Origin of the sequence: Xanthomonas sp. 4461 (assembly GCF_024806475.1) — a bacterium.
Taxonomy (GTDB): Bacteria; Pseudomonadota; Gammaproteobacteria; order Xanthomonadales; family Xanthomonadaceae; genus Xanthomonas; species Xanthomonas arboricola_F.
Map to the genome: position 1 here is coordinate 307,506 of NZ_JANTYV010000005.1, position 23,571 is coordinate 331,076.

Below are 23,571 nucleotides of genomic sequence, written 5' to 3' on the forward strand. Positions count from 1 at the left end.
GCAGATGACAACGCCAGCAACTTTGGGCACTGTCATGCTGTCTGATCCGTTCACCGCCTTTCTTTCGTCGGCCTTGTGCCGAGAGCCATTCGATGACCTACAACGTTTCTGCGTCCATGAAGGCCGGCCTGCTGGCGCTGGTGTTGACCACTCCGATGGCCTTGCTCGCACGCGCCGACACTGCGCTGCCGGCTGCCGCCACGCCCGAACAGGCGACGGCGACCAAACTGGTCTATGGCCTGCTGTCCGACAGCCGCTATGCCTACCGTCCGCGGACGCTGGACGAGGCGATGTCCAAGGACGTGTTCAAGCGCTACCTGGAAACGCTGGATGGCGGCAAGCAATTCTTCACCCAGGCCGACATCGACGGCTTTGCGCCGCTGCAGTCCGGCGTAGGCGATGCGCTGCGCGGCGGCAATCTGGAGCCGGCGTTCCAGGTGTTTGCGATCTACAAGAAGCGCGTCGATCAGCGCGTCAAATACGCGCGCGACCTGCTCAAGCAGGACTTCGATTTCACCGGTGGCGACAAGTTCGAGTACGACCGCAAGGACGTGCCGTGGGCCTCGGACGACAAGCAGCTGGACGTCCTGTGGCGGCAGTCGGTGATGAACGACTGGCTGCGCCTGAAGCTGGCCGGCAAGAAGCCTGAAGACATCCGCAAGACGCTGGACAAGCGTTACGCCGCGCTCGCCGATTCGGTGAAGCAGCTCAAGGGCGAGGACGTGTTCCAGTTCTTCGTCAACGCCTACACCAACGCCGTCGACCCGCATACCGATTACTTCACCCCGCGCACCGCCGAGACGTTCAACCAGCAGATGTCGTTGTCGCTGGAAGGCATCGGCGCGCAACTGCAGAAGCAGGACGACATGGTGGTGATCCGCGAGGTGATCCCGGGTGGTCCGGCCGCGGTGGATGGCACGCTCAAGCCGGGCGATCGCATCGTCGGGGTGGGCCAGGCCAAGAACGGCGCGATCGAGGATGTGATCGGCTGGCGCATCGACGATGTGGTGGCGAAGATTCGCGGCAGCAAGGATACCCAGGTGCGCCTGGAGTACATCCCGGCCGAGTCCGGCATCGACGGCAAGCACCGCACGGTGACGCTGACCCGGCAGAAGGTGCGTCTGGCCGAACAGGCTGCCAAGGGCGAGACGATCACCCTGCCGGCCAAGGGCAGCGAACCGGAACGCCGCATCGGCATCATCAAGCTGCCGGGCTTCTACCAGGACTTCGAAGGCCGTCGCCGTAACGCGACCGATTACGCATCGGCAACGCGCGACGTCGCCAAGCTGCTGGCCGGCTTCAAGACCGACAAGGTCGATGGCGTGGTGCTGGACCTGCGCAACAACGGCGGCGGTTCGCTGGACGAAGCGATCGAGCTCACCGGCCTGTTCATCGAGCAGGGTCCGGTGGTGCAGGTGCGCGAATCCGGCGGCCGCGTGACCGTCAATGGCGACAGCAATCCGAAGGTGGCCTGGGATGGCCCGCTCGGCGTCCTGATCAACCGTGGCTCGGCCTCGGCGTCGGAAATCTTTGCCGGTGCGATCCAGGATTACGGTCGCGGCCTGGTGATCGGTGAGACCAGCTTCGGCAAGGGCACGGTGCAGAACATCGTCGACCTGGACCGTTGGCCCGCCGCCGAAGGCCAGCGCTATGGTCAGGTCAAGCTGACGATTGCGCAGTTCTTCCGCGTCAGCGGTTCCAGCACCCAGCACAAGGGCGTGGTACCGGATATCGCGTTCCCGGCCAGTGTGGATGCCACCGAGTTCGGCGAAAGCACCTACGACAATGCGCTGCCGTGGACGCGCATCGCTGCCGCACCGCACACCCAGTACGGCAACTTCGCGCCGCTGCTGCCCAAGTTGCAGACGCTGCACACCGCGCGCATCGCGGCCGACAAGGAGTTCCAGTGGTGGGAAGAGGACGTCAAGCAGTTCCGCGACGAAAAGGCCAAGAAGTACATCTCCTTGAACGAAGCAGAGCGCGTTGCCGAGCGTCAGAAGCAGGATCAGCAGCGCAAGGATCGCCAGCAGGTGCGCAAGCAGCTGGGCCTGCCGCTGGATCCGCTCGCTGATGACAGCGACGACGGCCTGACCGGCAATGAGCGCGACATTGTCAAGGACACCGCACGCGAGAAGGCCGCAGAAAAGCGCCCCGATCCGCTGCTGCATGAATCGGCCGCGATTCTGGCCGATGCGCTAGGCCTGCTTGCGCAGGATCAGCCGCTGTCGGCGCAGGTGTTGCCGCAGTCGACAGCGCCGGGACGTTGGGCCGACTGATTGTTTGCCGAGCAGCTGGCGACAACCTCGGGTTGAAGTAGGAAACGCCACCGCACTGCGGTGGCGTTTTTGTTGGCCGACCCTTTAGATGTCCGGTGCGGCGGCGCGAGCGGGTTTGACCGCTGAGCGGCTGCCGCGCCCGCGCGCGTTGCAATGCCTCATTACGTCCGATGTGGCTTTACGCCAGCGCCTGCCACATACCTTGCAGGCCGAGCACCAGCAACGTGGTGAAAAAAAAGCGCCGAAACATATCTGCAGAAATGCGATTGCGCACCCAGGCACCCAGCGACATGCCGATGGCGGTGGGCAGCAGCGCCCACAGCGACGGAGCGATCGCCGCGCCGGGTAGCGCACCGTGCCAGGCCAGGGCGATGGCCAGCGCCAATGTCGCAATGCCGAAACACCAGCCCAGCGACCGGATCAACACCTCGCGCGGGAGGTGCAATGCGCTGAGGTAAGGCAGTGATGGCAGCACGAACACGCCGGTGGCGCCACTCAACAGACCGGTGACCAGTCCGGCCAATGGCCCGACCCAGGGTTCGTGACGCGCCTGCATCGTCCACTGTCGGCGGGCCAGCCCAAGCAGGGCGTACAGCGCCAGCAGCGCGCCCAAGCCGGCGCGGACCAGGGCGGGGTCGGCGCCTGTCATCACCCCTACACTGAGCCAGGTGCCGAGTGTCACGGTTGCCAGCAATGGCCACAGACGTCGCAACAGGGCCAGCGTGTCTGGCCCCCAGGCTTGCTGCACATTCGTCACCAGCGAAGGCAGTGCCAGCAAGGCCGCTGCCTCGGCAGGTGTCAGCCACAGGCCGAGCAGTCCCATTGCAACGGTCGGCAAGCCCATTCCGGCCACGCCCTTGACCCAGCCGGCCAGCAGGAAAACACCTGCGATCAGATGCCAGTGGGTGTGCAATGTCTCCATGCAGGCAAGGATCCGGGCTTGTTGCGCGACAGACAATGCGGGATTGTTTGATGCAGGCTTCGGCGGAGCCGAAGGGTGAGACACGGCGATACGGAGCGTGGAAAGATCCATGGCCCGTCCGGCCTGTTTCGTCGGCGGCCAGTGCACTTCGATGGATACACGTGTGCGAGTGGAGCGGTCATGCATCTGGAATTTGTCGATCTACGGTTGTTCATCGCGGTGGTCGAGGCGGGCAGCATCACGGCCGGTGCGCAACGCGCGGCGTTGTCGTTGGCGGCTGCCAGCGCGCGGATTCGTGCACTGGAGCTGCAAGCGGGCGCCGTCCTGCTGGAACGCGGGCGCCGCGGTGTCAGCCTGACCCCGGCCGGTGGTGTGTTGCTGCGGCACGCACGGCAGCTGCAGCGGCAGGCCGAGGCGTTGCAACTGGAGCTGGGCGGTTACGGTGGCGGCGGGCAGGTGACGCTGCGGCTGGCGGCCAATACCGCAGCGCTGTCGGCATGGCTGCCCGAGCGGCTGGCGGAGTTTCTCATCGCCCATCCGCAGCTGGATCTGGCGTTGACCGAGCAGGGCAGCGACGCCGCCGCCGATGCGGTGCGAGAGGAACGCGCCGATATCGCGGTTGTCGCGGGCCATGCCGATGTCAGTGGCCTGCAGGTGCTGCCGTTCCGCGAGGATCGCTTGGTGCTGGTGATGGCTGCCACGCATCCACTGGCTGGCGCCTCGACGCTGCGCTTGCGCGAGCTCGCGGGAGTGGACACGCTGGGCCTGGCCGGCGACAGCGCCTTGCAACGGCACCTGCGCGTGCAAATGAACCGCGCCGACGTGCAGTTGCGCACGCGTGCAAAGGTGCATGGCATCGACGCGTTGTGCCGCATGCTCGCACACGGCATGGGCGTGGCGATTCTTCCGCACGCCGCAGTGCAACGCTCATCTGTGTGCGATCAGCTGGTCACGGTGCCCCTGGATGAAGCCTGGGCGCCTCGGCAACTGTCGATCGTGCTGCGTCACGAATCTGCGCCGTCGACCATGCTGCAAGCGCTGGTCGACTGGCTGCAACGCGATTGACCTGCGTGCCGTCAGACGGGCCGGCATCGTGACAGTGTCACGTTGCCGGCACGATCAACGCGGCCAGTCGAATTCGGCCAGCACCGGGTAATGGTCCGAGGGCAGGACACCGTCAGGGCGCGTGTCCAGCGTGGTGAAGCGCACAGGTGTCAGGCCGCGGAACAGGATCCAGTCGATGCGACGGGTCGGGCGGGTGCTGAAGTCCTGAAAGGTCTTTTCGGGGCCTTGCGGCGTCGCCACGTTGGCGCGTGCGTCCTTGAGCGTGGCGGTGAGCGTGCGGTAGGTGCCCTGATCCGGATCGCTGTTGAAATCCCCGGTCAGCACCACCGGAATGTCTGCCGGCAAGCTGGCGATACGCGACAGGATCACGCGCGCACCTCGTTCGCGCGCTGCCTCGTCCTGGTCACGGTGCGGCAGATGGGTGTTCAACAGGTAAAAGCGGCGCTTGTCGCTGCGTCGCTCGAACAGGGCCCAGGTGACCATGCGCGGCAGGTCGGTGTTCCAGCTGCTGCTGCCGGGCACGTCGGGGGTGTCGGACAGCCAGAAATCGCCCGATTCCACCACCGACAACGCGCGGCTGTCGTAGAACACGCCCATATGCTCGTCGCTGCCATCGGCGCGGCGTCCCTTGCCGAACCAGCGGTAAGCCGGCAACTGCGATGCAAGATAGTGCGCCTGGTCCTGCACCAGTTCCTGGGTGCCGAAAACGTCGGGATGGGTGTGCTTGATCAGCTCGACCATTGCCGCGCGTCGTACCGACCAGCGCTTGTCGCCGTCGGTGTCCACCGGCACCCGCACATTGAACGACATCACCCGCAACGGCGCAGATCCTGCCCATACCGGCAGCGACATGCACAGCATGGCAACGACAGCAAGCAATGGGCGAGAGGCAGCGCGAAAGAACTGGCGTGGCATCTGACAAATCCGGGGTGACCAGCCGCCAAGTCTAGTGCGCGTGCATGACCATTGCGTCCACGCGCGATTAAAAAAACAGGCTTGACGCCGTCGCGCATCGGCGTAGCATTTACATCAAGACAGCGGATAGACCGCTGGCTGACCACTCAACCGTGAGGGATTCTCATGGCAACACAGTACGACTATCTTGTCTTCATCGGGCGCTTCGAGCCCTTTCATAACGGCCACGCTGCCGTCGCCCGCCACGCGCTGGGCAAAGCGAGCAAGCTGATTGTGCTGATCGGCTCGGCCGACACGCCACGCACCATTCGTAACCCCTGGACTGTCGCCGAACGCGCAGTGATGATCGAGTCCGCGTTGCCGGGCGAGCGCGAGCGTTTGATCCTGCGTCCGTTGCGCGATCATCTCTACAACGAAAGCCTGTGGATTGCCGAAGTGCAGCGCCAGGTTGCCGAAGCGGTGCACGCCGATGGCGGTACACTCGATGCGCGAATCGGCCTGATCGGCATGGACAAGGACGCCAGCAGTTATTACCTGCGTGAGTTTCCGCAGTGGCCGCTGGAAGATGTGCAACATACCGCCACCTTGTCGGCCACCGAGTTGCGCCGCTATCTGTTCGAAGCCGGCGACATCGGATTCCATGGCGGGTTGCTGATGCTGCGCGGCAATGTGCCGGCGCCGGTGTACGAGATGCTGGAAGCGTTCCGCCGCAATTCGCCGAGCTACGCGCAACTGGTGGCCGAATACCGCTTTATCGAGCAGTACCGCGCCGCCTGGAAGGACGCGCCGTACGCGCCGACCTTCGTGACCACCGATGCGGTGGTGGTGCATTCCGGGCACGTGCTGCTGGTGCGCCGGCGCGCCGAGCCGGGCAAGGGGCTATGGGCACTGCCGGGCGGGTTCGTTGCCCAGGAAGAAGGGCTGCTGGACAGCTGCCTGCGCGAGCTGCGCGAGGAAACACGGCTCAAGGTGCCGGTGCCGGTGCTCAAGGGTTCGTTGCGTGGGCGCCAGGTGTTCGACCATCCCGAGCGCAGCCTGCGCGGGCGCACCATTACCCATGCATTCCATTTTGAATTTCCGGCCGGTGAGTTGCCCGCAGTGCGCGGTGGCGACGATGCCGACAAGGCGCGCTGGATTCCAATTGCCGAAGTCATGGCGATGGGCCCGCGCCTGTACGAAGACCACCTGCATATTCTTGAATTCTTCCTGGGTCGTGGCTGAGCGCGACGTCAGCGCCTGCGTACCGCTGCCGACCGGCAGCGGCCAGGTCGACACGTCCTGCTTGAATCACGACTTCCCACCGGCGGACAGACCGCTGGTTTCTCCGACGCGAAGGAGCTTCCGTCATGCATTACCTCGATAACCTGCTGCTCAACACCGATAGCTACAAGGCCAGCCACTGGCTGCAATATCCGCCCGGCACCGATGCCTCGTTCTTCTATGTCGAATCGCGCGGCGGCGTCTACGACCAGACCGTGTTCTTCGGCCTGCAGTCGATCCTGAAAGAAGCCATCAACCGGCCGGTGACGCACGCCGACATCGACGATGCCAAGGCCTTGCTGGCCATGCACGGCGAGCCGTTCAACGAAGCCGGCTGGCGCGACATCGTCGACCGCCTTGGCGGGCAGTTGCCGATCCGTATCCGTGCGGTGCCCGAAGGCGCGGTGGTGCCCACGCACAACGTGTTGATGACCATCGAATCCACCGACGCCAAGGCGTTCTGGGTGCCGTCGTATCTGGAAACCTTGTTGCTGCGCGTGTGGTATCCGGTGACGGTGGCCACGGTGAGCTGGCAGGTGAAGCAGATCGTGCGCGATTACCTGGAGCGCACCAGCGACGATCCGGAAGGCCAGCTGCCCTTCAAGCTGCACGACTTCGGTGCGCGTGGCGTGTCCAGTCTTGGCTCGGCGGCGCTCGGCGGCGCGGCGCATCTGGTGAATTTCCTCGGCACCGATACCTTGTCGGCGTTGTTGCTGGCGCGCGCGCACTACCACACGCCGGTGGCCGGGTTTTCGATTCCCGCTGCCGAGCACAGCACCATCACCAGCTGGGGGCGCGAGCGCGAGGTGGATGCGTACCGCAACATGCTCACGCAATTCGCACGGCCCGGTTCCGTCGTGGCGGTGGTGTCCGACAGCTACGACATCTACCGGGCCATTCGCGAGCACTGGGGCACCACCTTGCGCGATGAGATCATCGCCTCCGGCGCGACGGTGGTGATCCGCCCCGACTCCGGCGACCCGGTGGATGTGGTCGAACAGTGTCTGCTGTTGCTGGACGAGGCCTTCGGGCATCAGCTCAACGGCAAGGGCTACAAGGTGCTCAACCACGTGCGCGTGATCCAGGGAGATGGCATCAATCCGCAATCGTTGCGCGCCATTCTGGAGCGCATCACCGCAGCCGGTTATGCCGCCGACAACGTCGCCTTCGGCATGGGTGGTGCATTGCTGCAGAAAGTGGACCGCGATACGCAGAAGTTCGCGCTGAAGTGCTCGGCGGTGCGTGTGGACGGGCAGTGGGTCGACGTCTACAAGGATCCGATCACCGACCAGGGCAAGCAGAGCAAGCGCGGTCGGCTGACCCTGCTGCGCGATCGCCGCGATGGCAGTTACCGCAGTGCGTTGCTCGACGAGGCGGCCACCAGCCCCGACAGCGAAGATGCATTGGTGACCGTGTGGGAGAACGGCGCGATGCAGCAGGAGTGGACGTTGCAGCAGGTACGCGCGCGTGCCGACGCCGCCCGGCGCTGACCGCTGGCACGCAGGCATGGCCATGCCCGCGCTCACCGATGTTGTGCCTTTGCTGCCTGCATCACCGCTGTTGGCGCAGTTGCGCGCGACGGTACCCAACCTGCAGCGGCGCGTGCCGCTGCAGGCCGACAGCAGTCGCTGGCATGCGTTGCAGATCGGCCCACGCCGCTATCGGGTTGCATTGCCGGTCACCTTGACGCCGTATGCCTCGGTGCGGCCCTGTTCGGCGCGCTGCGGGTTTTGTTCGGAGAATTTGCGCCAGCACGCGGGCGGTCTGGCGGGGGCGATGCTGCGCCCGGGCCCGGACTATTTCGCGCAGTTGCGCGCCGCACTGCAACTGCTGCATGCGATGCCATTGTCGTATTCGCTGTCGGGTCTGGAAATGACCGACGATGCGCAGTGGCTGCAGACCTTGCTGCACACCTTGTCCACCACTCCCGATGGTCCGTGCGTCGAGCAGCGCGTGCTGTACAGCAATGGTGCGGGCCTGGCGCGTACGCACGGTGAGCGTCTGCTCGATGCGCTGGTGGATTTCCGGGTGTCGTGGCTCGAATTGTCGCGTCACCATCCGTTGCAGGCGCAAAACGACGCGATCATGCGCTTCCGGGCGGGCGAGCCGATTGGCGATGACACCACGTTCGTGCGGACTGCCCGTCGCATCGCCGCGCGTCTGCCGCTGCGCCTGGTCTGCATCGTGCAACGGGGCGGGGTATGCAGCGCAGAGGAGATCGCGCGGTATATCGAGTGGGCGCGCAGCTGTGGTGCCGGTCAGGTGATCTTCCGCGAGTTGTCGCGGCTGGACGATGCGTATCGCAGCAACGGCACCCTGCGTTACATCGAGCGGCACCGCATCGGCGTGGAACACCTGCTGGCCACGTGCATGCAACAGCCATGGTGGTCGCGTTGGCAGCTGGATGGCATGACGGAAGGCTATTACTTCTGGAATGTGCGGATGCGTAGCGAGGATGGCATGCAGGTGGTGTTCGAAAGCGCCGACTACGCCGCGATGCACGCCCGTCACGCCACCGGCGATCTGTACAAGCTGGTGTTCTTCGCCAATGGCCGGCTGTGCGCGGGGTGGGACCCGGATGCCGATGTGCTGTGGGACGCTGCCCATGGATGAGCTCGATCAACGCAGCTGGTGGACGCCGGCGCCCGACGATGCGGCCTGGGCGTTGCCCGACGACCTGCGCGCCAGCGACCCGCTCAACGGGCGCGACTGTGGCTGGGTGAATCAGATGCGGCCGTTCGTGCGCCATTTCAGCCAGCCGGGCGAGCAGGTGTTCGACCCGTTCTGCGGATTCGGCAGTACCTTGCTGGCAGCGGCCTTCGAAGGCCGCGCGGCGCACGGCATGGAGATCGACCAGGCGCGTGCACGGCTGGCGCGCACGCGGCTGCAGCGGCACGCCGTGGATGCGCCGATCGTGGTCGGCAGCCTGGTGCAGGCCGCGCCCGCCGCACCGATCGATCTGTGTCTGACCAACGTGCCGTATTTCGGTTGCCAGTGGCATGGTGCGGCGGAGGCTGGGCAGCTGTATGCCAGCGCAGACTATGCGGGCTATCTGGCCGGCATGCGCGCGGTGTTTCACGCGCTGCGGCGGCACTTGCGTCCGGGCGCGTTCGGCGTGGTCATGGTCGAAAATGTCCGTGTGGGCGGGCGCGTGATCCCCCAGGCCTGGGATCTGGGCCAGATACTGGGCAGCCTGTTCACGCTGCACGACGAGCGGGTGCTGTGTTACCCGCATCCTGCCGCTGAATTGGAGCCTGCAGGCACCGACAGCAATCGCAGCCACGAATATGCGCTGATCTTTCAACACGCCCGCGCCCGGTTGGATGTGCAGCAGGCAGAGCAACTGCTGCAGGCCGTGCAGGCGCTCGGCGTGCCGGTGGTGGTGCACGGCAGCTACGCGCGGTGGCAGCAATCGCCTGCGGCGGTGCCGCAAGGCCCGGCGGATCTGGATGTGATGGTGTGCGCCGAGCAGCAGCTGTGGGACCGCCTGACCAGCTGGTTGCAGGCGCAGGGCTTCAGCTTGAGCTTGTGGGGCGAGCCCTGCCGCGCGCCAGTGACGCTGGCAGCGGTGCGTGCCCATCACTACCTGCGCGCCGAGCGGATCGGTGCCGATGGCAGCCGCCTGCAGGTCGACCTGCAACTGCCAACGGATGAACCGCCGGTGCCCTGAGCCGGCAACGCGACGCCGCGCGCACATCGGTTGCGGCTATGCTTTGGCCGGTTTTGGATGCCGGAGTCTTCCCATGTCGTGTACTTCCCTGATCGCGCGCGGTGCGCTGCTTGGCGCGTTGGCAACCCTGGCCGGCTGTGGTGGCAGCAAGGGCGACAGCATGCTGATGCGTGAGTCGTTCAACTCCGACGACACCTATTCGCGCAGTGTGGCGGCCACGTCGCCGCAAGCCTGCGAAGCGGCACGACGCGTGCTGTTGAGCCAGGGTTATGCGGTGACGCGTGCCGACGCTGCGGCAGTGGAAGGCAGCAAGAACTTCCAGCTGAAGGAAGCCGACCAGAGCGAGCAGCTCAATCTACGGATTTCCTGCGCGACGCAGGATGGCGGCAAGGCGCAGATCTTCGTCAGCGCGCTGCAGGACAGATACGCGTTGAAGAAGAGCTCGACATCGGCCAGCGTCGGTGTCGGCGTACTCGGTTCGTTGTCGTTGCCGGTGGGCAGCAGCGGCGACTCGCTGGTGCGCGTGTCCAGCACCACGGTGCAGGACGCGGCCTTCTACAAGCGTTTCTTCGAACGTCTGAACTCGTACCTGCCCAAGGTGACCGAAGCGGCGCCTGCCGCTGCGAGCGCGATGCCCGCATCGGCACCGGCGGCTCCGCACCCGCCGGCCGCACCCGCTGCGGCGCCGGCACCTGCTACCAGCGCGGCTGCGTCATCAGCCACTCCGGCACCGGTCCCGACCACGGTTGCGCAACCGCCCGTCGCGCCATTGCCGGTCGAAGCGCAGGACCCACCGCCGGCACCGGCCAGCGTGCCGCAGAGCGAACCCGCCACGCAGCCGTGACGCACGATTCACGCAGCGCTCCAAAGCCTGAATAGAGGCGCTGCGCTTCACGTTGTGTTCTCGACCGAATGGCGACAGTGCAGCCATGGCTCGCCGAATGGGCGAGGACGATAGAGACGTACGATGAAAATGCGCAATTCCCTGATGGGTATGTCCCTGATCGCTCTGATGGCGACGAGCACCTTCGCGCAGGCGCAGAACTATTCGCAGCACCGTTACACGACGGCAGATGAAGGCCGCAGGTTCAACGATGGCACACGCGTGCGCTGCAAGAACGTCGAAGTGCAAAAGAATTCCACCGACCCCAATCGCCTCGGCGGCACGCTCGCTGGCGCGGCCATCGGCGGCTTGCTTGGCAACCAGGTTGGCGGCGGCAACGGCAAGAAGGTAGCCACGGGCGTGGGTGTTGTAGGTGGTGCCCTTGCCGGTCGCGCGATTCAGGGCAACCGTCAGCAGGCCAACGGCAATCGCCAGGTCGAGCGCGTCTGCGAACGTCGCTGAGCCTGACGCCACGTTTGTCACGAGCCCCGGTCATGCCGGGGCTTTCTTGTATCTCAGGAGCAGCGCCGTGCTGCCGATCCATCTTCCCGAGCGATGAGTTTCTGCGTACCTAGCGGCCGATGGCAGCGGCGATCGCCACGCGTCGTGTGCGCGCCGTGCGCCGCGTGGCGTCGCGTGGCGAGGCTGTTCTGTGCAGTGGCGATGTGCGGCCTGCAGCTGCTGCAAGTGGCCGCTGCCGAGCCCAGTCAAACGGTGAGCACGGCCGCACCCGATTGCGTGGAAGCGCTGTTGCGGCGATTGGGTTGGAGCATCGACAGTGCGGCGATCGGCGCGCCAGTGATCCAGCGCGGCGCGCCCTGCACGCGTGGCTCGCTTGCGCAGGCGCATGCAGCAGGCGATCTGCGGATCACGCTGCCGGCGGGTTGGGATGCGCAACAGCGTGGCGTGGCGCTCAACGCGCTGCTGGACGATTCGGCCAGCCAATGCGCCTACGGATTCGAAGTTGGTGCTGCCACGCGTCGCGCCGTCACCCGGTTGCAAGACAATCCGCATTACCGGTTTTCTGCGCTGCAACTGGGCTGGATCGGTTTCGGCTGGCGTGGTGCCGCTGCGCAGGGCTGGAGTGGATTCAGGAGCTTCGGCCGCGGCTATCAGCCACGCGGCAGCAATGCGCAGGCGCTGGACGCGTTCTATCGGGGACAGGTGCGTTCGGAATGTGGTGTGGGGCGGCAGGTGGCCCAGCTCGCCACGCAGCGCGAACTGTATGGCGATGCCGGGTTCGATCAGGTGTTTACGCCGGGCGAACTGTCCATCGGCACGTTCCTGACCTTGCACGACACCGACAGCATTTTGCTCGGCGCGCATGCCGGCGAGTTCTTTGCCGACGGCAAGGCGGTGAAGACTTCGCAACTCGGGCGCCAGGCGTTCGTCGGTGCGCCCGGCTTCATTGCGCATGTGTTCGACAAGGCGTCTCTGGACGACATCCATAACCAGGCCGAAAACTTCGTCGTGGTGGATGTCAGCGATGCGGCAGCGCAGGCGTTGGCCCTGCACGGTGGCTTTGCGCACTACGACGCGCTCAACCGGCAGATATGGGAGCTCTCCAGGCAGCTGCGCGGGCCGGGCAAGCGGCGGTTCGAGCGACTGCTGTACGAGCGCGACGCGGCATTGCGGGCGACGCTGGATCCGCAGCAGCAGGCGCGCTTGCAGGAAATGCAGAGGTTGCTGGATGACCCGTTCTATCAAGGCTTTCTGGTGTATGTGCACCCCAAGGGCACCAAGCCGATCGGGTATCACGTCGCGCGCCTGCTCGATCGCAACCCGCGCACACCCTATGCGATCGACCTGACCTTGCACAATCTGCGCAGCACCTTGTACTGGCGATGGATCGACTGGCAGCTGCAGCAGTGCGGCGCCAGCACCGTCACGGAACAATCCATTGAGAATTCCGCCACGCCGGCGTACGCCAGGCGTGGCACCCTGCACTGATCAGAGCATTGAGGAGTGGTTATGGAACTGGGTATGGTGGGTTTGGGCCGCATGGGCGCCAACATGGCCGAGCGCCTGGTGCACGGCGGACATCGTGTGCATGGCTACGATCCGGGCGCGAGCGCGCGCAGCAGCGCGCAGGCCAAGGGCATCGTCACTGCCGATGCACTGGCGGCGCTGGTGTCCGCGCTGCCGAGTCCGCGCGTGGTGTGGCTGATGGTGCCGGCGGGCAAAATTGTCGATGACACGCTGGCGCAACTGCTGCCGTTGCTGCAGGCCGGCGACATCGTCATCGATGGCGGCAATTCGTATTACAAGGATTCGCAACGCCGCGCGGCGCAGTTGCAGGAAAGCGGTATCGCATTCGTCGACTGCGGCACCAGCGGTGGCGTCTGGGGCTTGAAGGAAGGCTATAGCCTGATGGTTGGCGGCGAAGAGGCCGCGGTGACCACGCTGCATCCGATCCTGGCCACGCTGGCGCCTGCGCCGGACAAGGGCTGGGGACGGGTGGGCCCGAGCGGTGCCGGCCACTTCACCAAGATGGTCCACAACGGCATCGAGTACGGAATGATGCAGGCCTATGCAGAAGGGTTCGCCCTGATGCAGCACAAGACCGATTTTGCGCTGGACCTGCACCAGGTCTCGGAGATCTGGCGCGACGGCAGCGTGGTGCGGTCGTGGTTGCTGGACCTGACCGCCGATGCGCTGCGGCATAACCCGGCCATGGACGGTATCGCGCCCTTCGTGGCCGATTCTGGCGAAGGCCGCTGGACAGTGGCCGAGGCGATCGACCTGGAAGTGTCTGCGCCGATCATCACCTTGTCGCTGATGGAGCGCTTGCGTTCGCGCGACAAGAACTCGTTCACCGACAAATTGCTGGCGGCAATGCGCAACCAGTTCGGTGGCCACGCAGTGATGACCACCACCGCGGCAGCGCCGACGATCGGCAGCAAGGACGCGTAGGCGGATCGCTCGGAGGGCCGCGATTGCCGAGAGGCGTCGCGGTCGCAGAACGGTTTGAAGGCGGTCGACTCGGGCGCGCGCATAGGCGTCACCAACCGCTGCCCGCAATGCGCGTCGCGCGCTCGCGCAGCCGTCGTTTCAGGACGGCTCTACGTTCGTGGCGTGGCGCGCGTGGGGCCTGTAGAAGCAGTGCGTTGCGCCAGCGGGCTGCATTGCTGCCACAGATGCGGCGCCTTGTACATTGCGTGCGGTCGATTCGGTGGCGGCGTGTTGTCAGGCGCCGGCTGCGCTTTGCGCGCGCAGTCGATGCCTGCGGGTCGTCAGGGCGCGCGCTTGCCATCCAGCCATTGCACCTGTCCGGTCGCTGCGCTGCGCTGCGCCAGTTCCAGCAAGTGCATTAGTTGCACGGCGTCTGCGCCGGCGACCGGCGCCGGCCCGGTGCCGGCCAACGCATCGCGGAAGGCCGCATAGCACTGCCGATAGTCGCCGGCCAGGTTGTCGGGTTGGTGGGTATGTACGCGGCCTTCTTCATCCACCCGGGTGAGCGTGCCCGGCAAGGGGTCCACGCCCCAGCCGACCGTGCCCGGGCGACGCCCGGCGCGCAACTGGTCTTCCTGCGTGTCCAGGCCGTGCTTGAGATAACTGCCGCGCGTGCCATGCACGGCAAACCGCAGACTGTTGTCGGCGACCAGCGAGCCGGCATGCAGGATCACGCGCAGCCGCGGGTAGTGCAGGGTGACGTGGAAATAATCGTCGCTGCGCGCCTGGCTGCGCTGGCGTTGCAGATCCGCACCGATTGCCTGCGGCGTGCCGAACAGTTGCAACGCCTGGTCGAGCAGATGCGGGCCCAGGTCGTACCACAGGCCTGCGCCGGGGATATCGCTCTCGCGCCAGCGGTCGCGCACCTGCGGCCGATAGCGGTCGAAGTGCGAATGAAATTCCACCACCTCGCCGAGTTGGCCTTCGTCGATCAGGCGACGCACGGTGAGAAAGTCGGCGTCCCAGCGTCGGTTCTGGAACACGCTGATCACGCGGCCGGCCGCTGCCGCAGCGTCGACCATGGCGCGCGCCTGCGCGGCGTCCAGCGCAAAGGGTTTATCGACCAGCACGTGTTTGCCTGCAGCCAGCGCCTGCAATGCAAAGGGCGCATGCGTCTGATTGGGTGTGGCAAGGACCACCGCATCGAGCGCGGGGTCGGCCAGCGCAGTGTCTAGGTCGGCAACGACGGCGACCTCGGGGAAATCGGCCTGCGCCTGCTGCGCTTTGGACGAGACCAGGCTGTGCAAGCGCAGCCCCGGCGTGCTGGCAATCAGCGGCGCATGAAAGGTGTGACCGACATAGCCGTAGCCGACGACAGCCAGATTGAACGGTTTAGCCATTGAAAACGGTTCATCGCAACGAACGAGGGAATCCGCATGGTATTGCACATACCCGTGTGCGCGAGGTTCACAACCCCTGCATGCAGCGGTCACGTGTGCTCGACGACCGCCACCGCAAGCTGCAGCCACATTCAACAGGAGCGATTCGAATGAAGAACATGATGCATGCACGTAAGCTGTTGGCGCTGGCGTTGTCGCTCGGCCTGACCCTGGGTGCTTCGCAGGCATTCGCCGCCCCGCAGGACATGGGCGCGCACAAGGATCATGCCGCTGGCATGAACGAATCCAAGAAGCCGGTCACCGATACCTGGATCACCACCAAGGTGAAGGCCGATCTGCTGGCCACCGACAACGTGTCGGGTACCGACGTAAAGGTCGAGACCAAGAACGGCATCGTGACGTTGACCGGCTCGGTGGCAACCCAGGCCGAGCACGACAAGGCCGTGGCCGTGGCCAAGGGCATCGAGGGCGTCAAGAGCGTCAAGTCGACCGGCCTGAAGGTCGTCGCTGCGAAGAAGTAAGCGCAGCTGCTGCGAATGCCGGGCCAGCTGCGGCGAGGCGGCTGATCCGAGCACGAGGCGCACTCTAGCGAGTGCGCCTTTTTTTTGCGCGTTTGATTCGCCATGCCTATGCGAGCGGCTCTGGAAGCGGGCTTACTGAGCGATGTCGCCAGGCGCTGATGCGATGCCTTGTCCAGCTCTGTTCGCCTGGTCTGTCGGCCGCCTGCTGACCGACGCGGGTTGTCCTGCTGCGTCTATCTGTTTATCGGTGACGAATGTCGCGGCGGTCTCGGCTGCAGCGATGCGTTGGATTGGTCCCGGATCGTGCCGGATCATCGAAGAGCACCTGGCCGCCGGGGTGGTGCGCAAGCAGGTCATCGGTATCGGAGGGAGCGTTTCTCACCCACCTATCGATGCGCGATCGCATCCGGCGAGCGCCTGCGCCTGCAGCACGCAGGATCGGGCGGAACCGGGCGTGGCAGGGGCTGCGCTGTGGCGTGGCCCGCCTCGTTGCAACAAGGCGGGCCGATTGGTGCGGACCGCTGGGCCAGCGGTGTCCATGGTCCTCCACCGCCGACAAACGGCGGCCTTCTCGCGCCATTTTCACCTTTGCTGCACTTATGATATGCCCATTCAGCTATGTCATGGCCGTTGCGGCATGGCTGAACCATTAATCTCGCCCGCGGCGTGATCGGAGACAATGCCGACTCGTCCCGGGCACGTGCAGCGAGCGGATACAGACCTAGCAATGCAGACAACGGTCCAAGCAGACAGATGGGATCGCTGGCGCCTGCCCTCGTTGGCGGTTGCCGTGTGCCTGATCGTGGTGGTGCCGTCGTTGCTGCTGCAGCAGATGGCGCGCAACGCCAATCAGGCCGCAGTGTGGGTCTCGCATAGCCAGGAAGTGCAGGAGACCGCGCAACGGCTGGAGGCGGCCATGCGCGACACCGAATCGGCCGCGTTGATGCGCTCGCACGGCGTGGAGCGCCCGGCCTTGCTGGAACGCATGCGGCGTGGCCGGCGCGAGTCGATAGCGGCGGTGCAGCGGTTGATCGCCCTGACCAAGGACAACCCGCCGCAGCAGGTGCGCATGGGGCGCATCCAGAGCACCATCGAGCGCCGCCTGCTGCTGGCCGAGCGGATTGCGGTCACCACCGAACCGGCGCAGATCCGTGCGCTGATCGACGACATGACGGTGAACAACCCCATCCGTGTGCTGATCGACGAGTTGCAGGGTGCCGAGGGCCGGTTGCTGGCATTGCGCAACGGGCGTGCAGACACCGAACGCCTGCATTACGCGATGCTGAGCTGGGCCACGCTGGCAGTGCAGCTGCTCTTGCTGGCAACCGTCATCTGGCTGCTGCAGCGGCAGATCCGCCGCCGTCTTGCCGCCGAGCAGGAATACCTGCGCGCCAACGGCCGTGCCAGTTCGGTGCTGCAAACCGTGCGTGAGCCGATCGTGCTGCTGGATGCCAATCAACGCATCCTGCTGCACAACCCCGCCTTTGCCGAGTTGTACGGTCTGGAGGAGCGCGGCAACGAATTGATGGCGCTGGAAGATGTGGGCGACGGGGTCTGGCACGACCAGCAGATCCACCAGCGCCTGGCCGACGTGTTGCTGCGCGGGCGCGAACTGTGGGACTTCGAGCACGAGCAGCGCGGCGCCGATGGCGTCCTGCGCACCATGCTGATCAATGCCCGCCGCATGCCATTGCCGGATACCGTCGACGAAGACGTGGTGCTGATGACGGTCAGCGACATCAGTCTGCAGAAGGCCTCGCAACTGCGCATCCAGGAGCTCAACCGGCAGATGGAGGGCAAGGTGGAGCAGGTGTCGGAGGTCAACCGCGAGCTGGAAGCCTTCAGCTATTCGGTATCGCACGACCTGCGCGCGCCATTGCGGCATGTGGCCGGTTTTTCGGACAAGCTGGCGCGTCATCTGGGCGACGCGGCCGACGAAAAGTCGCGTCACTACATGGAAGTGATCAGCTCCTCGGCGCGGCGCATGGCCTCGCTCATCGACGACCTGCTGGTGTATTCGCGCCTGGGCCGCAGCGCGCTGCGGTTGCAGGCGGTGGACATGCAGTCGCTGGTGGCCGAGACGCGTGCGATCCTGGATTCCAACGTGCAGAGCGAAAATACCGGCCACCGTGTGGACTGGCAGATCGCGCCGCTGCCGGTATTGGTGGCCGACGAAAATATGATGCGCCAGCTATGGATGAACCTGCTGGGCAATGCGGTCAAGTACAGCGCCAAGCGTGAGGTGGCCAGGGTCGAGGTGACCTACACGCCGATGGCCGACGGCGGCCATCAGTTCAGCGTGCGCGACAACGGCGCGGGCTTCGACATGGAGTACAGCGGCAAGTTGTTCGGCGTGTTCCAGCGCTTGCACAAGGCCAGCGAATACGCTGGCACCGGCATCGGTCTGGCCAGCGTGCGGCGCGTGTTGACGCGTCACGGTGGCCGTATCTGGGCCGAAGGTGTCGTCGACGAAGGCGCCACGTTTTATTTCGAGCTTCCCCCTGCGCTTGAAGCGCCCAACCAAGAGTTCACTGTATGACCGCCATCCGTACCATTCTTCTGGCAGAAGACAGCCCGGCCGATGCGGAGATGGCGGTCGACGCCCTGCGCGACGCCCGTCTTGCCAACCCCATCGTGCACGTCGAAGACGGCGTTGAAGTCATGGATTACCTGCTGCGTCGCGGCGCCTATGCCAACCGCGAAGAAGGCCTGCCGGCGGTGCTGCTGCTGGACATCAAGATGCCGCGCCTGGATGGGCTGGAAGTGCTCAAGCAGGTGCGCAGCGACGAGGCGCTCAAGCGGCTTCCGGTGGTGATCCTGTCGTCCTCGCGCGAAGAAAGCGACCTTGCACGCAGCTGGGACCTGGGCGTCAACGCCTATGTGGTCAAGCCGGTGGATGTCGATCAGTTCTTTACCGCGGTCAAGACGCTCGGCACGTTCTGGGCGGTGATCAATCAGGCACCGGAGCTGGACTGACCCATGCCGCATGAGGGTGGCAAACTGGAGCAGCTGAAGATCCTTCTGGTGGAAGATTCGCCGGAAGATGCCGAGCTGTTGTCCGATCAGTTGCTCGATGCCGGCATCGACGCGGCGTTCGAGCGCGTGGACAGCGAGCCGTCGCTGCGCAGCGCGCTGGAGGCGTTTGCGCCGGACATCGTGCTGTCGGACCTGAGCATGCCCGGGTTTTCCGGCCATCAGGCGCTGCGCCTGGTGCGTCAGAATGGCGCCACTCCCTTCATCTTCGTCTCCGGCACCATGGGTGAGGAGACGGCGGTCAAGGCGCTGCAGGACGGCGCCAACGACTACATCATCAAGCACAACCCCACGCGGTTGCCGAGCGCGGTGATGCGCGCCATCCGCGAGGCGCGTGCAGAGCTCGAGCGCCAGCGCGTGGAGAGCGAGCTGATGCGTGCGCAACGGCTGGAAAGCCTGGCAATGCTGGCGGCCGGACTGAGCCACGACCTGCGCAACATCCTGCAACCGTTGCTGATCGTGCCCGACCTGCTGGCCGGGCGCACCGACGACCCGCAGCTGCGCCAGCTGGCCAACGTGGTGGCCGAATGCGGCCGCCGCGGGCACGAGATGGCCGAGTCGATGCTGTCGTTCGTGCGTGGCTCCAACAAGCCGCGCGAGCAGGTGTCCATCGCCAACCTGTTTCAGGCGGTGCAGATGCTGCTGCGGAGCAGCCTGCCCGATGGCGTGCGATTGCAGATGGACACGATCGCCTTGGATCTGACCATCGAAGCCAACTACACCGAACTACAGCAATGCCTGCTCAACCTGGGCTTGAACGCGATCCAGGCGATGCCGGGCGGCGGCACCCTGGTGCTGTCGGCCGATCGCTTCGACGCCACGCGCGTGCGCATGAGCGTGGCCGACACCGGCGTGGGCATGACCGATGAAACGCGCGCGCGCCTGTTCAGTCCCTTCTTCACTACCAAGGCCGATGGCACCGGGTTGGGTCTGATCTCGTGCAAGCGCATCGTGGAAAGCTACGGTGGCAGCATCCAGGTCGACAGCCGACTGGGCGAGGGCACGCGCTTTGACATGATCGTGCCGATGCGTGCGGCAGCGACGGTGATCGCCGAGAGCGAGCCGCCGCTGGCGCTGGGCCGTGGGCAGCGCATCCTGCTGGTGGACGGTGAGGCCACGCGGCTGTCGCTGCTGGGCAATGCCCTGTCCAGCCAGGGCTACCAGCCGCAACTGGCCACCGATGGCGCCGCTGCGCTGCAACTGGTGCAGCAGCACGCGATGCCGGATCTGGTGATCATCGACAGCGACATCATCCTGTTGTCGGCGGTGAGCGTGTTGTTGAGCATGCAGGAGCTGGGCTACCAGGGGCCGGCGATCGTGCTGGAAGATGTCGGCGCGCCGTTGCAGCGTGCGCATTTCCCGCCCGACATCCCCGTGCACGTGCTGCGCAAACCGCTGGAAATGCGCCGTGTGTTTCGCGCGGTAGCGCATGCGCTGGAAGTGGCCTGATCCACGCGCGCGCGCGCTGCGCCTGTGCCGCTGGGCCTGTGGCGCGCGCCAACAGTTGACGCTGACGCCGGCCGCATGCGCGAATACCGCATGACCACCGTGCTTCTCAGCCTCGGCAGCAACGTCCAGCCGACTCACTACCTGCGCTTGGCCGTCGCCGCCCTGCGCGCGCGCTTTGGCCAGCTCGACGTCTCCCCGGCATACCGCACGCCGGCAGTGGGCTTCGATGGGCCGGACTTCGTCAACAACGCCGTGGCCTTGCAGACCGACCTGGACCTGGATGCGCTCGACCACTGGTTGCATGCGCTGGAAGATGCGCATGGCCGCGATCGCAGCGGGCCGCGTTTCAGCGACCGGACCCTGGATGTGGACGTGGTGTTCTTCGGCGATTGCATCGTCCAGGGGCCGGGCCACCTGCGTATCCCGCGCCCGGAGCTCAAGCATGCCTTCGTGCTCAGGCCGCTGGCCGATATCGCGCCGGACTTCGTCGACCCGCTGAGCGGACGGAGCTTGGCCACGCTGTGGCAGGCGCATCCGCAATACGGCAGTGCGTTTACGACGGTGGAGCTGGATGCGCCCGCGCTGCGTGCTGCGCACTAGCACAGGTGTACGGCGCGGCTGGCCGTGCTGCACGACCGTGGTGAACTGACAGCTCAGCCGCGCCGATCGGTGTAGGCGCATCCGTCTGCAATCGCTGACGATGCACCCTCACGCAACGCGCGCACTCGCGCGACCAGAACCTGGCGAGCAGCCGCCAGCTGCGTGTGGACGGCGCACTGAACACCGGAGTGTAGGCACTAGGTGCCGCACCGGGCACTTGCCGCGTCCGCCTGGGGTGAGCGCGGTCATTGGGCTGGCCGCTCTCAACTGAGTTGACGGCCGCCGTCCACATGCAGGATCTGCCCGGTGATGAAGCTGGCGTCGTCCAGCAACCAGCGCACCGCCTCGGCGATCTCTTCCGGCGTGCCGATGCGCGCCAACGGCGTGCGGGCGAGCAGCGCCTGCCTGGCGTCGGCAGACTTGCCTTGCTCCGGCCACAGGATGGCGCCGGGCGCGACGGCATTGACGCGTACCTGCGGAGCCAACTCCAGCGCCAGCGAGCGGGTCAGCATCTCCAGCGCGCTCTTGGAGGCGCCGTACAGCGGATGGTTGCGCATCGGCTGCTGTGCATACAGGTCGGTGAGATTGACGATGGCGCCGCGGTGCTGGCGCAATTGCGTGGCAGCGGCCTGGGCGATGAAGAACGGCGCCCGCGCATTGACCGCGAACAATTCGTCCCACTGCGCCGGCGTGGCGTGACCAAGTGCAGTGGGATAGAACGCCGAGGCATTGTTGACCACGCCATCCAGGCGGCCGAATGCGTCGACGCACTCGGCCACCAGTTGCGCAGGCGCGTGCGGCAGGCGCAGATCCGCGTGCAAGGCCTGCGCGCTGCCTGCGCGTTGCGCGCACAGCTCGGCCACGCGCGCGCCTAGCGCGTCGGCGGACTGATGCGCGTGCAGGGCAACCCGGTAGCCGGCGGCGTGCAGCGTGGCGGCGATCTGTGCGCCGATGCGCCGGCCTGCGCCGGTGATCAACACCACCTTGGAACTGTCTGTCATGGCGTACTCGCTCGGCGTTGCAAAGGGCTCGGCTATCCTGTGCATTGTCCCCGCAACCGGTGCCCGCATGCACGCCGACCTCCCCACTCCCGATTCGGACGCGCTGGCCCACAGCGACCGACTGGCTGCGCATGTGCGCGCCGAAATCCAGGCCGCCGGCGGTGCGATTCCGTTCTCGCGCTTCATGGAGCTGGCGTTGTATGCGCCGGGTCTTGGTTACTACAGCGCCGGGTCGAGCAAGTTCGGCGAGGCCGGCGACTTCGTCACCGCGCCCGAGCTGGGCCCGTTGTTTGCGGCCACCGTGTCCGGTGCGCTGGCGCCGGTGCTGCAGCAGCTCGGGCCGCAGGCGCGAATGCTGGAAGTGGGCGGCGGCAGCGGCGCATTTGCCGAAGTCACGCTGAAGCGGCTGCTGGAGCTGGACGCGTTGCCCGAGCGCTATGCGATTCTCGAACCCAGCGCAGACCTGCGCGAGCGCCAGCGCGAGCGCCTGGGGCGCAGCCTGATTCCGCCGGTGTTCGATCTGGTCGAATGGCTGGATGGCCCGTTCCCGGACGATTGGGATGGCGTGCTGTTCGCCAACGAGGTGATCGATGCGCTGCCCACGCCGCGCTTTGCGATACGTGAGGGCGAGGTCTACGAGGAAACCGTGGTACTCGATGCGCAGCAGCAGTTTGCGCGTGGCGAGCAGCCGGCCGACGCGTTGTTGAGCGCGGCGGTACGGCATCTGGAGCGCTATCTGGAGCAGCCATTCGCCGATGGCTACCGCTCTGAGCTGCTGCCGCAGCTGCCGTACTGGATCCAGGCGGTGGCCGGCGGCCTGAAACGCGGAGCGATGGTGTTTGTCGACTACGGATATCCGCGCGGCGAGTTCTATCGCGCGCAGCGCGAGGACGGCACCTTGCGTGCGTTCTATCGCCATCGCATGCATGAAGACCTGTATCGCTGGCCCGGTCTGCAGGACCTGACGGCGTCGGTGGATTTCACCGCGCTTGCGGAGGCGGGCACCGGTGCCGGCTTCGAACTGGCCGGTTACTGCACGCAGGCCAGTTTCCTGTTGGGCAACGGCCTGGATGGCTTGCTGGCGCAGGCCGATACGCGCACCGATGAAGTAGGGCGCATGCGCCTGCGCGAGCAGATCAAGCGGCTGACCTTGCCCAGCGAGATGGGCGAGCGCTTTCAGGTGATGGGCTTTGCGCGCGATGTGGACATCGCGCCCGCATTTCTGGCCGGCGATCTCACATGGCGGCTGTAACGCAGACGCTGCGCCCGTTTCATCGGCCGCGGTTGTGGGTGGGGTTATGGATCGCTGCGATCGTGGCGGTGATTGCAGTCTGCCTGGGGCCGCCGCCGGAGATTCCGGAGCTGCCGGACAACAGCGACAAGGCCGAGCACTTTTTGACCTTCGCGCTGTTGTGCTGGGGCGCGGTGCAGTTGTTTGCCACGCGCCGCGCGCAAGCGGTTGCGGCCATCGGTCTGGTGGCGTTGGGTATCGGTATCGAGATCGCGCAAGGCGCACTGACGACCAATCGAAGCGCCGACCCCTACGATGCGCTGGCCGACACGCTGGGTATCGTCGCCGGCCTGTGCCTGGCGTGGACGCCGTTGCGTTTTGTGATGTTGCGGATCGACCAGCGCCTGTTTGCGCGGCGTTGAGTCGCGTGCGCGCAGGCGCGTACGAACGCAC

General features: G+C 65.8%; 21 protein-coding genes. 17 read left to right on the forward strand and 4 right to left on the reverse strand.

Features of this window, described 5'->3' with window-relative positions; translation table 11 throughout:
* The first annotated feature begins 116 nt into the window (after positions 1-116).
* Complete coding sequence (locus FHY19_RS18145) at positions 117-2,276, forward strand: carboxy terminal-processing peptidase (protein WP_259167723.1); 2,160 nt, start codon at positions 117-119, stop codon at positions 2,274-2,276.
* A gap of 178 nt (positions 2,277-2,454) precedes the next feature.
* Here the strand turns inward: FHY19_RS18145 and FHY19_RS18150 are convergent, their stop codons facing one another.
* Positions 2,455-3,198 (reverse strand): sulfite exporter TauE/SafE family protein, encoded by a 744-nt coding sequence (locus tag FHY19_RS18150; protein WP_259167584.1) that lies wholly within the window; start codon positions 3,196-3,198, stop codon positions 2,455-2,457.
* A gap of 180 nt (positions 3,199-3,378) precedes the next feature.
* Between FHY19_RS18150 and FHY19_RS18155 the strand changes: the two genes are divergently transcribed.
* A complete protein-coding gene (locus tag FHY19_RS18155; protein ID WP_259167586.1) occupies positions 3,379-4,263 on the forward strand; it encodes a LysR substrate-binding domain-containing protein in 885 nt (294 codons plus the stop codon).
* A 54-nt stretch (positions 4,264-4,317) separates the two neighbouring features.
* Here FHY19_RS18155 and FHY19_RS18160 read toward each other — a convergent pair whose 3' ends face one another.
* Positions 4,318-5,178: an endonuclease/exonuclease/phosphatase family protein gene (locus FHY19_RS18160; RefSeq protein WP_259167587.1), complete on the reverse strand. Its 861-nt coding sequence runs from the start codon at positions 5,176-5,178 to the stop codon at positions 4,318-4,320.
* A gap of 165 nt (positions 5,179-5,343) precedes the next feature.
* Here FHY19_RS18160 and FHY19_RS18165 point away from each other — a divergent pair, with 165 nt between their 5' ends.
* From FHY19_RS18165 to gnd, 8 genes are all read left to right on the forward strand, one after another.
* Positions 5,344-6,399: a bifunctional nicotinamide-nucleotide adenylyltransferase/Nudix hydroxylase gene (locus tag FHY19_RS18165; protein ID WP_259155256.1), complete on the forward strand. Its 1,056-nt coding sequence runs from the start codon at positions 5,344-5,346 to the stop codon at positions 6,397-6,399.
* 125 nt (positions 6,400-6,524) lie between these two features.
* Positions 6,525-7,928: a nicotinate phosphoribosyltransferase gene (locus FHY19_RS18170; RefSeq protein ID WP_259167589.1), complete on the forward strand. Its 1,404-nt coding sequence runs from the start codon at positions 6,525-6,527 to the stop codon at positions 7,926-7,928.
* 22 nt (positions 7,929-7,950) lie between these two features.
* Positions 7,951-9,051 (forward strand): hypothetical protein, encoded by a 1,101-nt coding sequence (locus FHY19_RS18175; RefSeq protein ID WP_259167590.1) that lies wholly within the window; start codon positions 7,951-7,953, stop codon positions 9,049-9,051.
* Positions 9,044-10,108 (forward strand): DNA methyltransferase, encoded by a 1,065-nt coding sequence (locus tag FHY19_RS18180; RefSeq protein WP_259167592.1) that lies wholly within the window; start codon positions 9,044-9,046, stop codon positions 10,106-10,108. Before FHY19_RS18175 ends, FHY19_RS18180 begins: the two co-directional genes overlap by 8 nt.
* A gap of 73 nt (positions 10,109-10,181) precedes the next feature.
* Positions 10,182-10,952 (forward strand): DUF2242 domain-containing protein, encoded by a 771-nt coding sequence (locus FHY19_RS18185; RefSeq protein WP_259167595.1) that lies wholly within the window; start codon positions 10,182-10,184, stop codon positions 10,950-10,952.
* A 123-nt stretch (positions 10,953-11,075) separates the two neighbouring features.
* A complete protein-coding gene (locus FHY19_RS18190) occupies positions 11,076-11,453 on the forward strand; it encodes a glycine zipper 2TM domain-containing protein (protein ID WP_259155251.1) in 378 nt (125 codons plus the stop codon).
* Positions 11,454-11,654: 201 nt separating this feature from the next.
* Positions 11,655-12,941 (forward strand): hypothetical protein, encoded by a 1,287-nt coding sequence (locus tag FHY19_RS18195; RefSeq protein ID WP_259167725.1) that lies wholly within the window; start codon positions 11,655-11,657, stop codon positions 12,939-12,941.
* Between the two features lie 21 nt (positions 12,942-12,962).
* Positions 12,963-13,904 (forward strand): phosphogluconate dehydrogenase (NAD(+)-dependent, decarboxylating), encoded by a 942-nt coding sequence (gene gnd, locus FHY19_RS18200; RefSeq protein ID WP_259167597.1) that lies wholly within the window; start codon positions 12,963-12,965, stop codon positions 13,902-13,904.
* A 320-nt stretch (positions 13,905-14,224) separates the two neighbouring features.
* On the opposite strand, the gene FHY19_RS18205 is transcribed toward gnd, so the two are convergent.
* Positions 14,225-15,283: an oxidoreductase gene (locus tag FHY19_RS18205; RefSeq protein WP_259167599.1), complete on the reverse strand. Its 1,059-nt coding sequence runs from the start codon at positions 15,281-15,283 to the stop codon at positions 14,225-14,227.
* Between the two features lie 149 nt (positions 15,284-15,432).
* Here FHY19_RS18205 and FHY19_RS18210 point away from each other — a divergent pair, with 149 nt between their 5' ends.
* The 5 genes from FHY19_RS18210 (at position 15,433) to folK (ending at position 20,886) form a co-directional block, all read left to right on the forward strand.
* Positions 15,433-15,804 carry a BON domain-containing protein gene (locus FHY19_RS18210; RefSeq protein ID WP_259155965.1) on the forward strand — a complete coding sequence of 124 codons (372 nt, stop codon included), beginning with the start codon at positions 15,433-15,435 and terminating at the stop codon, positions 15,802-15,804.
* 727 nt (positions 15,805-16,531) lie between these two features.
* Complete coding sequence (locus tag FHY19_RS18215) at positions 16,532-18,343, forward strand: ATP-binding protein (protein WP_259167602.1); 1,812 nt, start codon at positions 16,532-16,534, stop codon at positions 18,341-18,343.
* Complete coding sequence (locus FHY19_RS18220) at positions 18,340-18,780, forward strand: response regulator (protein WP_046964586.1); 441 nt, start codon at positions 18,340-18,342, stop codon at positions 18,778-18,780. Before FHY19_RS18215 ends, FHY19_RS18220 begins: the two co-directional genes overlap by 4 nt.
* 3 nt (positions 18,781-18,783) lie before the next feature.
* A complete protein-coding gene (locus FHY19_RS18225; protein WP_259155244.1) occupies positions 18,784-20,286 on the forward strand; it encodes a hybrid sensor histidine kinase/response regulator in 1,503 nt (500 codons plus the stop codon).
* A gap of 90 nt (positions 20,287-20,376) precedes the next feature.
* Complete coding sequence (folK, locus tag FHY19_RS18230) at positions 20,377-20,886, forward strand: 2-amino-4-hydroxy-6-hydroxymethyldihydropteridine diphosphokinase (RefSeq protein ID WP_259167604.1); 510 nt, start codon at positions 20,377-20,379, stop codon at positions 20,884-20,886.
* 263 nt (positions 20,887-21,149) lie between these two features.
* Here folK and FHY19_RS18235 read toward each other — a convergent pair whose 3' ends face one another.
* Entirely contained in the window at positions 21,150-21,887 is a 738-nt protein-coding gene (locus FHY19_RS18235; RefSeq protein WP_259167607.1) for a pteridine reductase, read from the reverse strand.
* On the opposite strand from FHY19_RS18235, the gene FHY19_RS18240 reads away from it, so the two are divergent.
* Positions 21,886-23,139 carry an SAM-dependent methyltransferase gene (locus tag FHY19_RS18240; protein WP_259155241.1) on the forward strand — a complete coding sequence of 418 codons (1,254 nt, stop codon included), beginning with the start codon at positions 21,886-21,888 and terminating at the stop codon, positions 23,137-23,139. The two genes, FHY19_RS18235 and FHY19_RS18240, sit on opposite strands and share 2 nt — an antisense overlap.
* Complete coding sequence (locus FHY19_RS18245) at positions 23,127-23,540, forward strand: VanZ family protein (protein WP_259167611.1); 414 nt, start codon at positions 23,127-23,129, stop codon at positions 23,538-23,540. Before FHY19_RS18240 ends, FHY19_RS18245 begins: the two co-directional genes overlap by 13 nt.
* Positions 23,541-23,571: the final 31 nt, after the last annotated feature.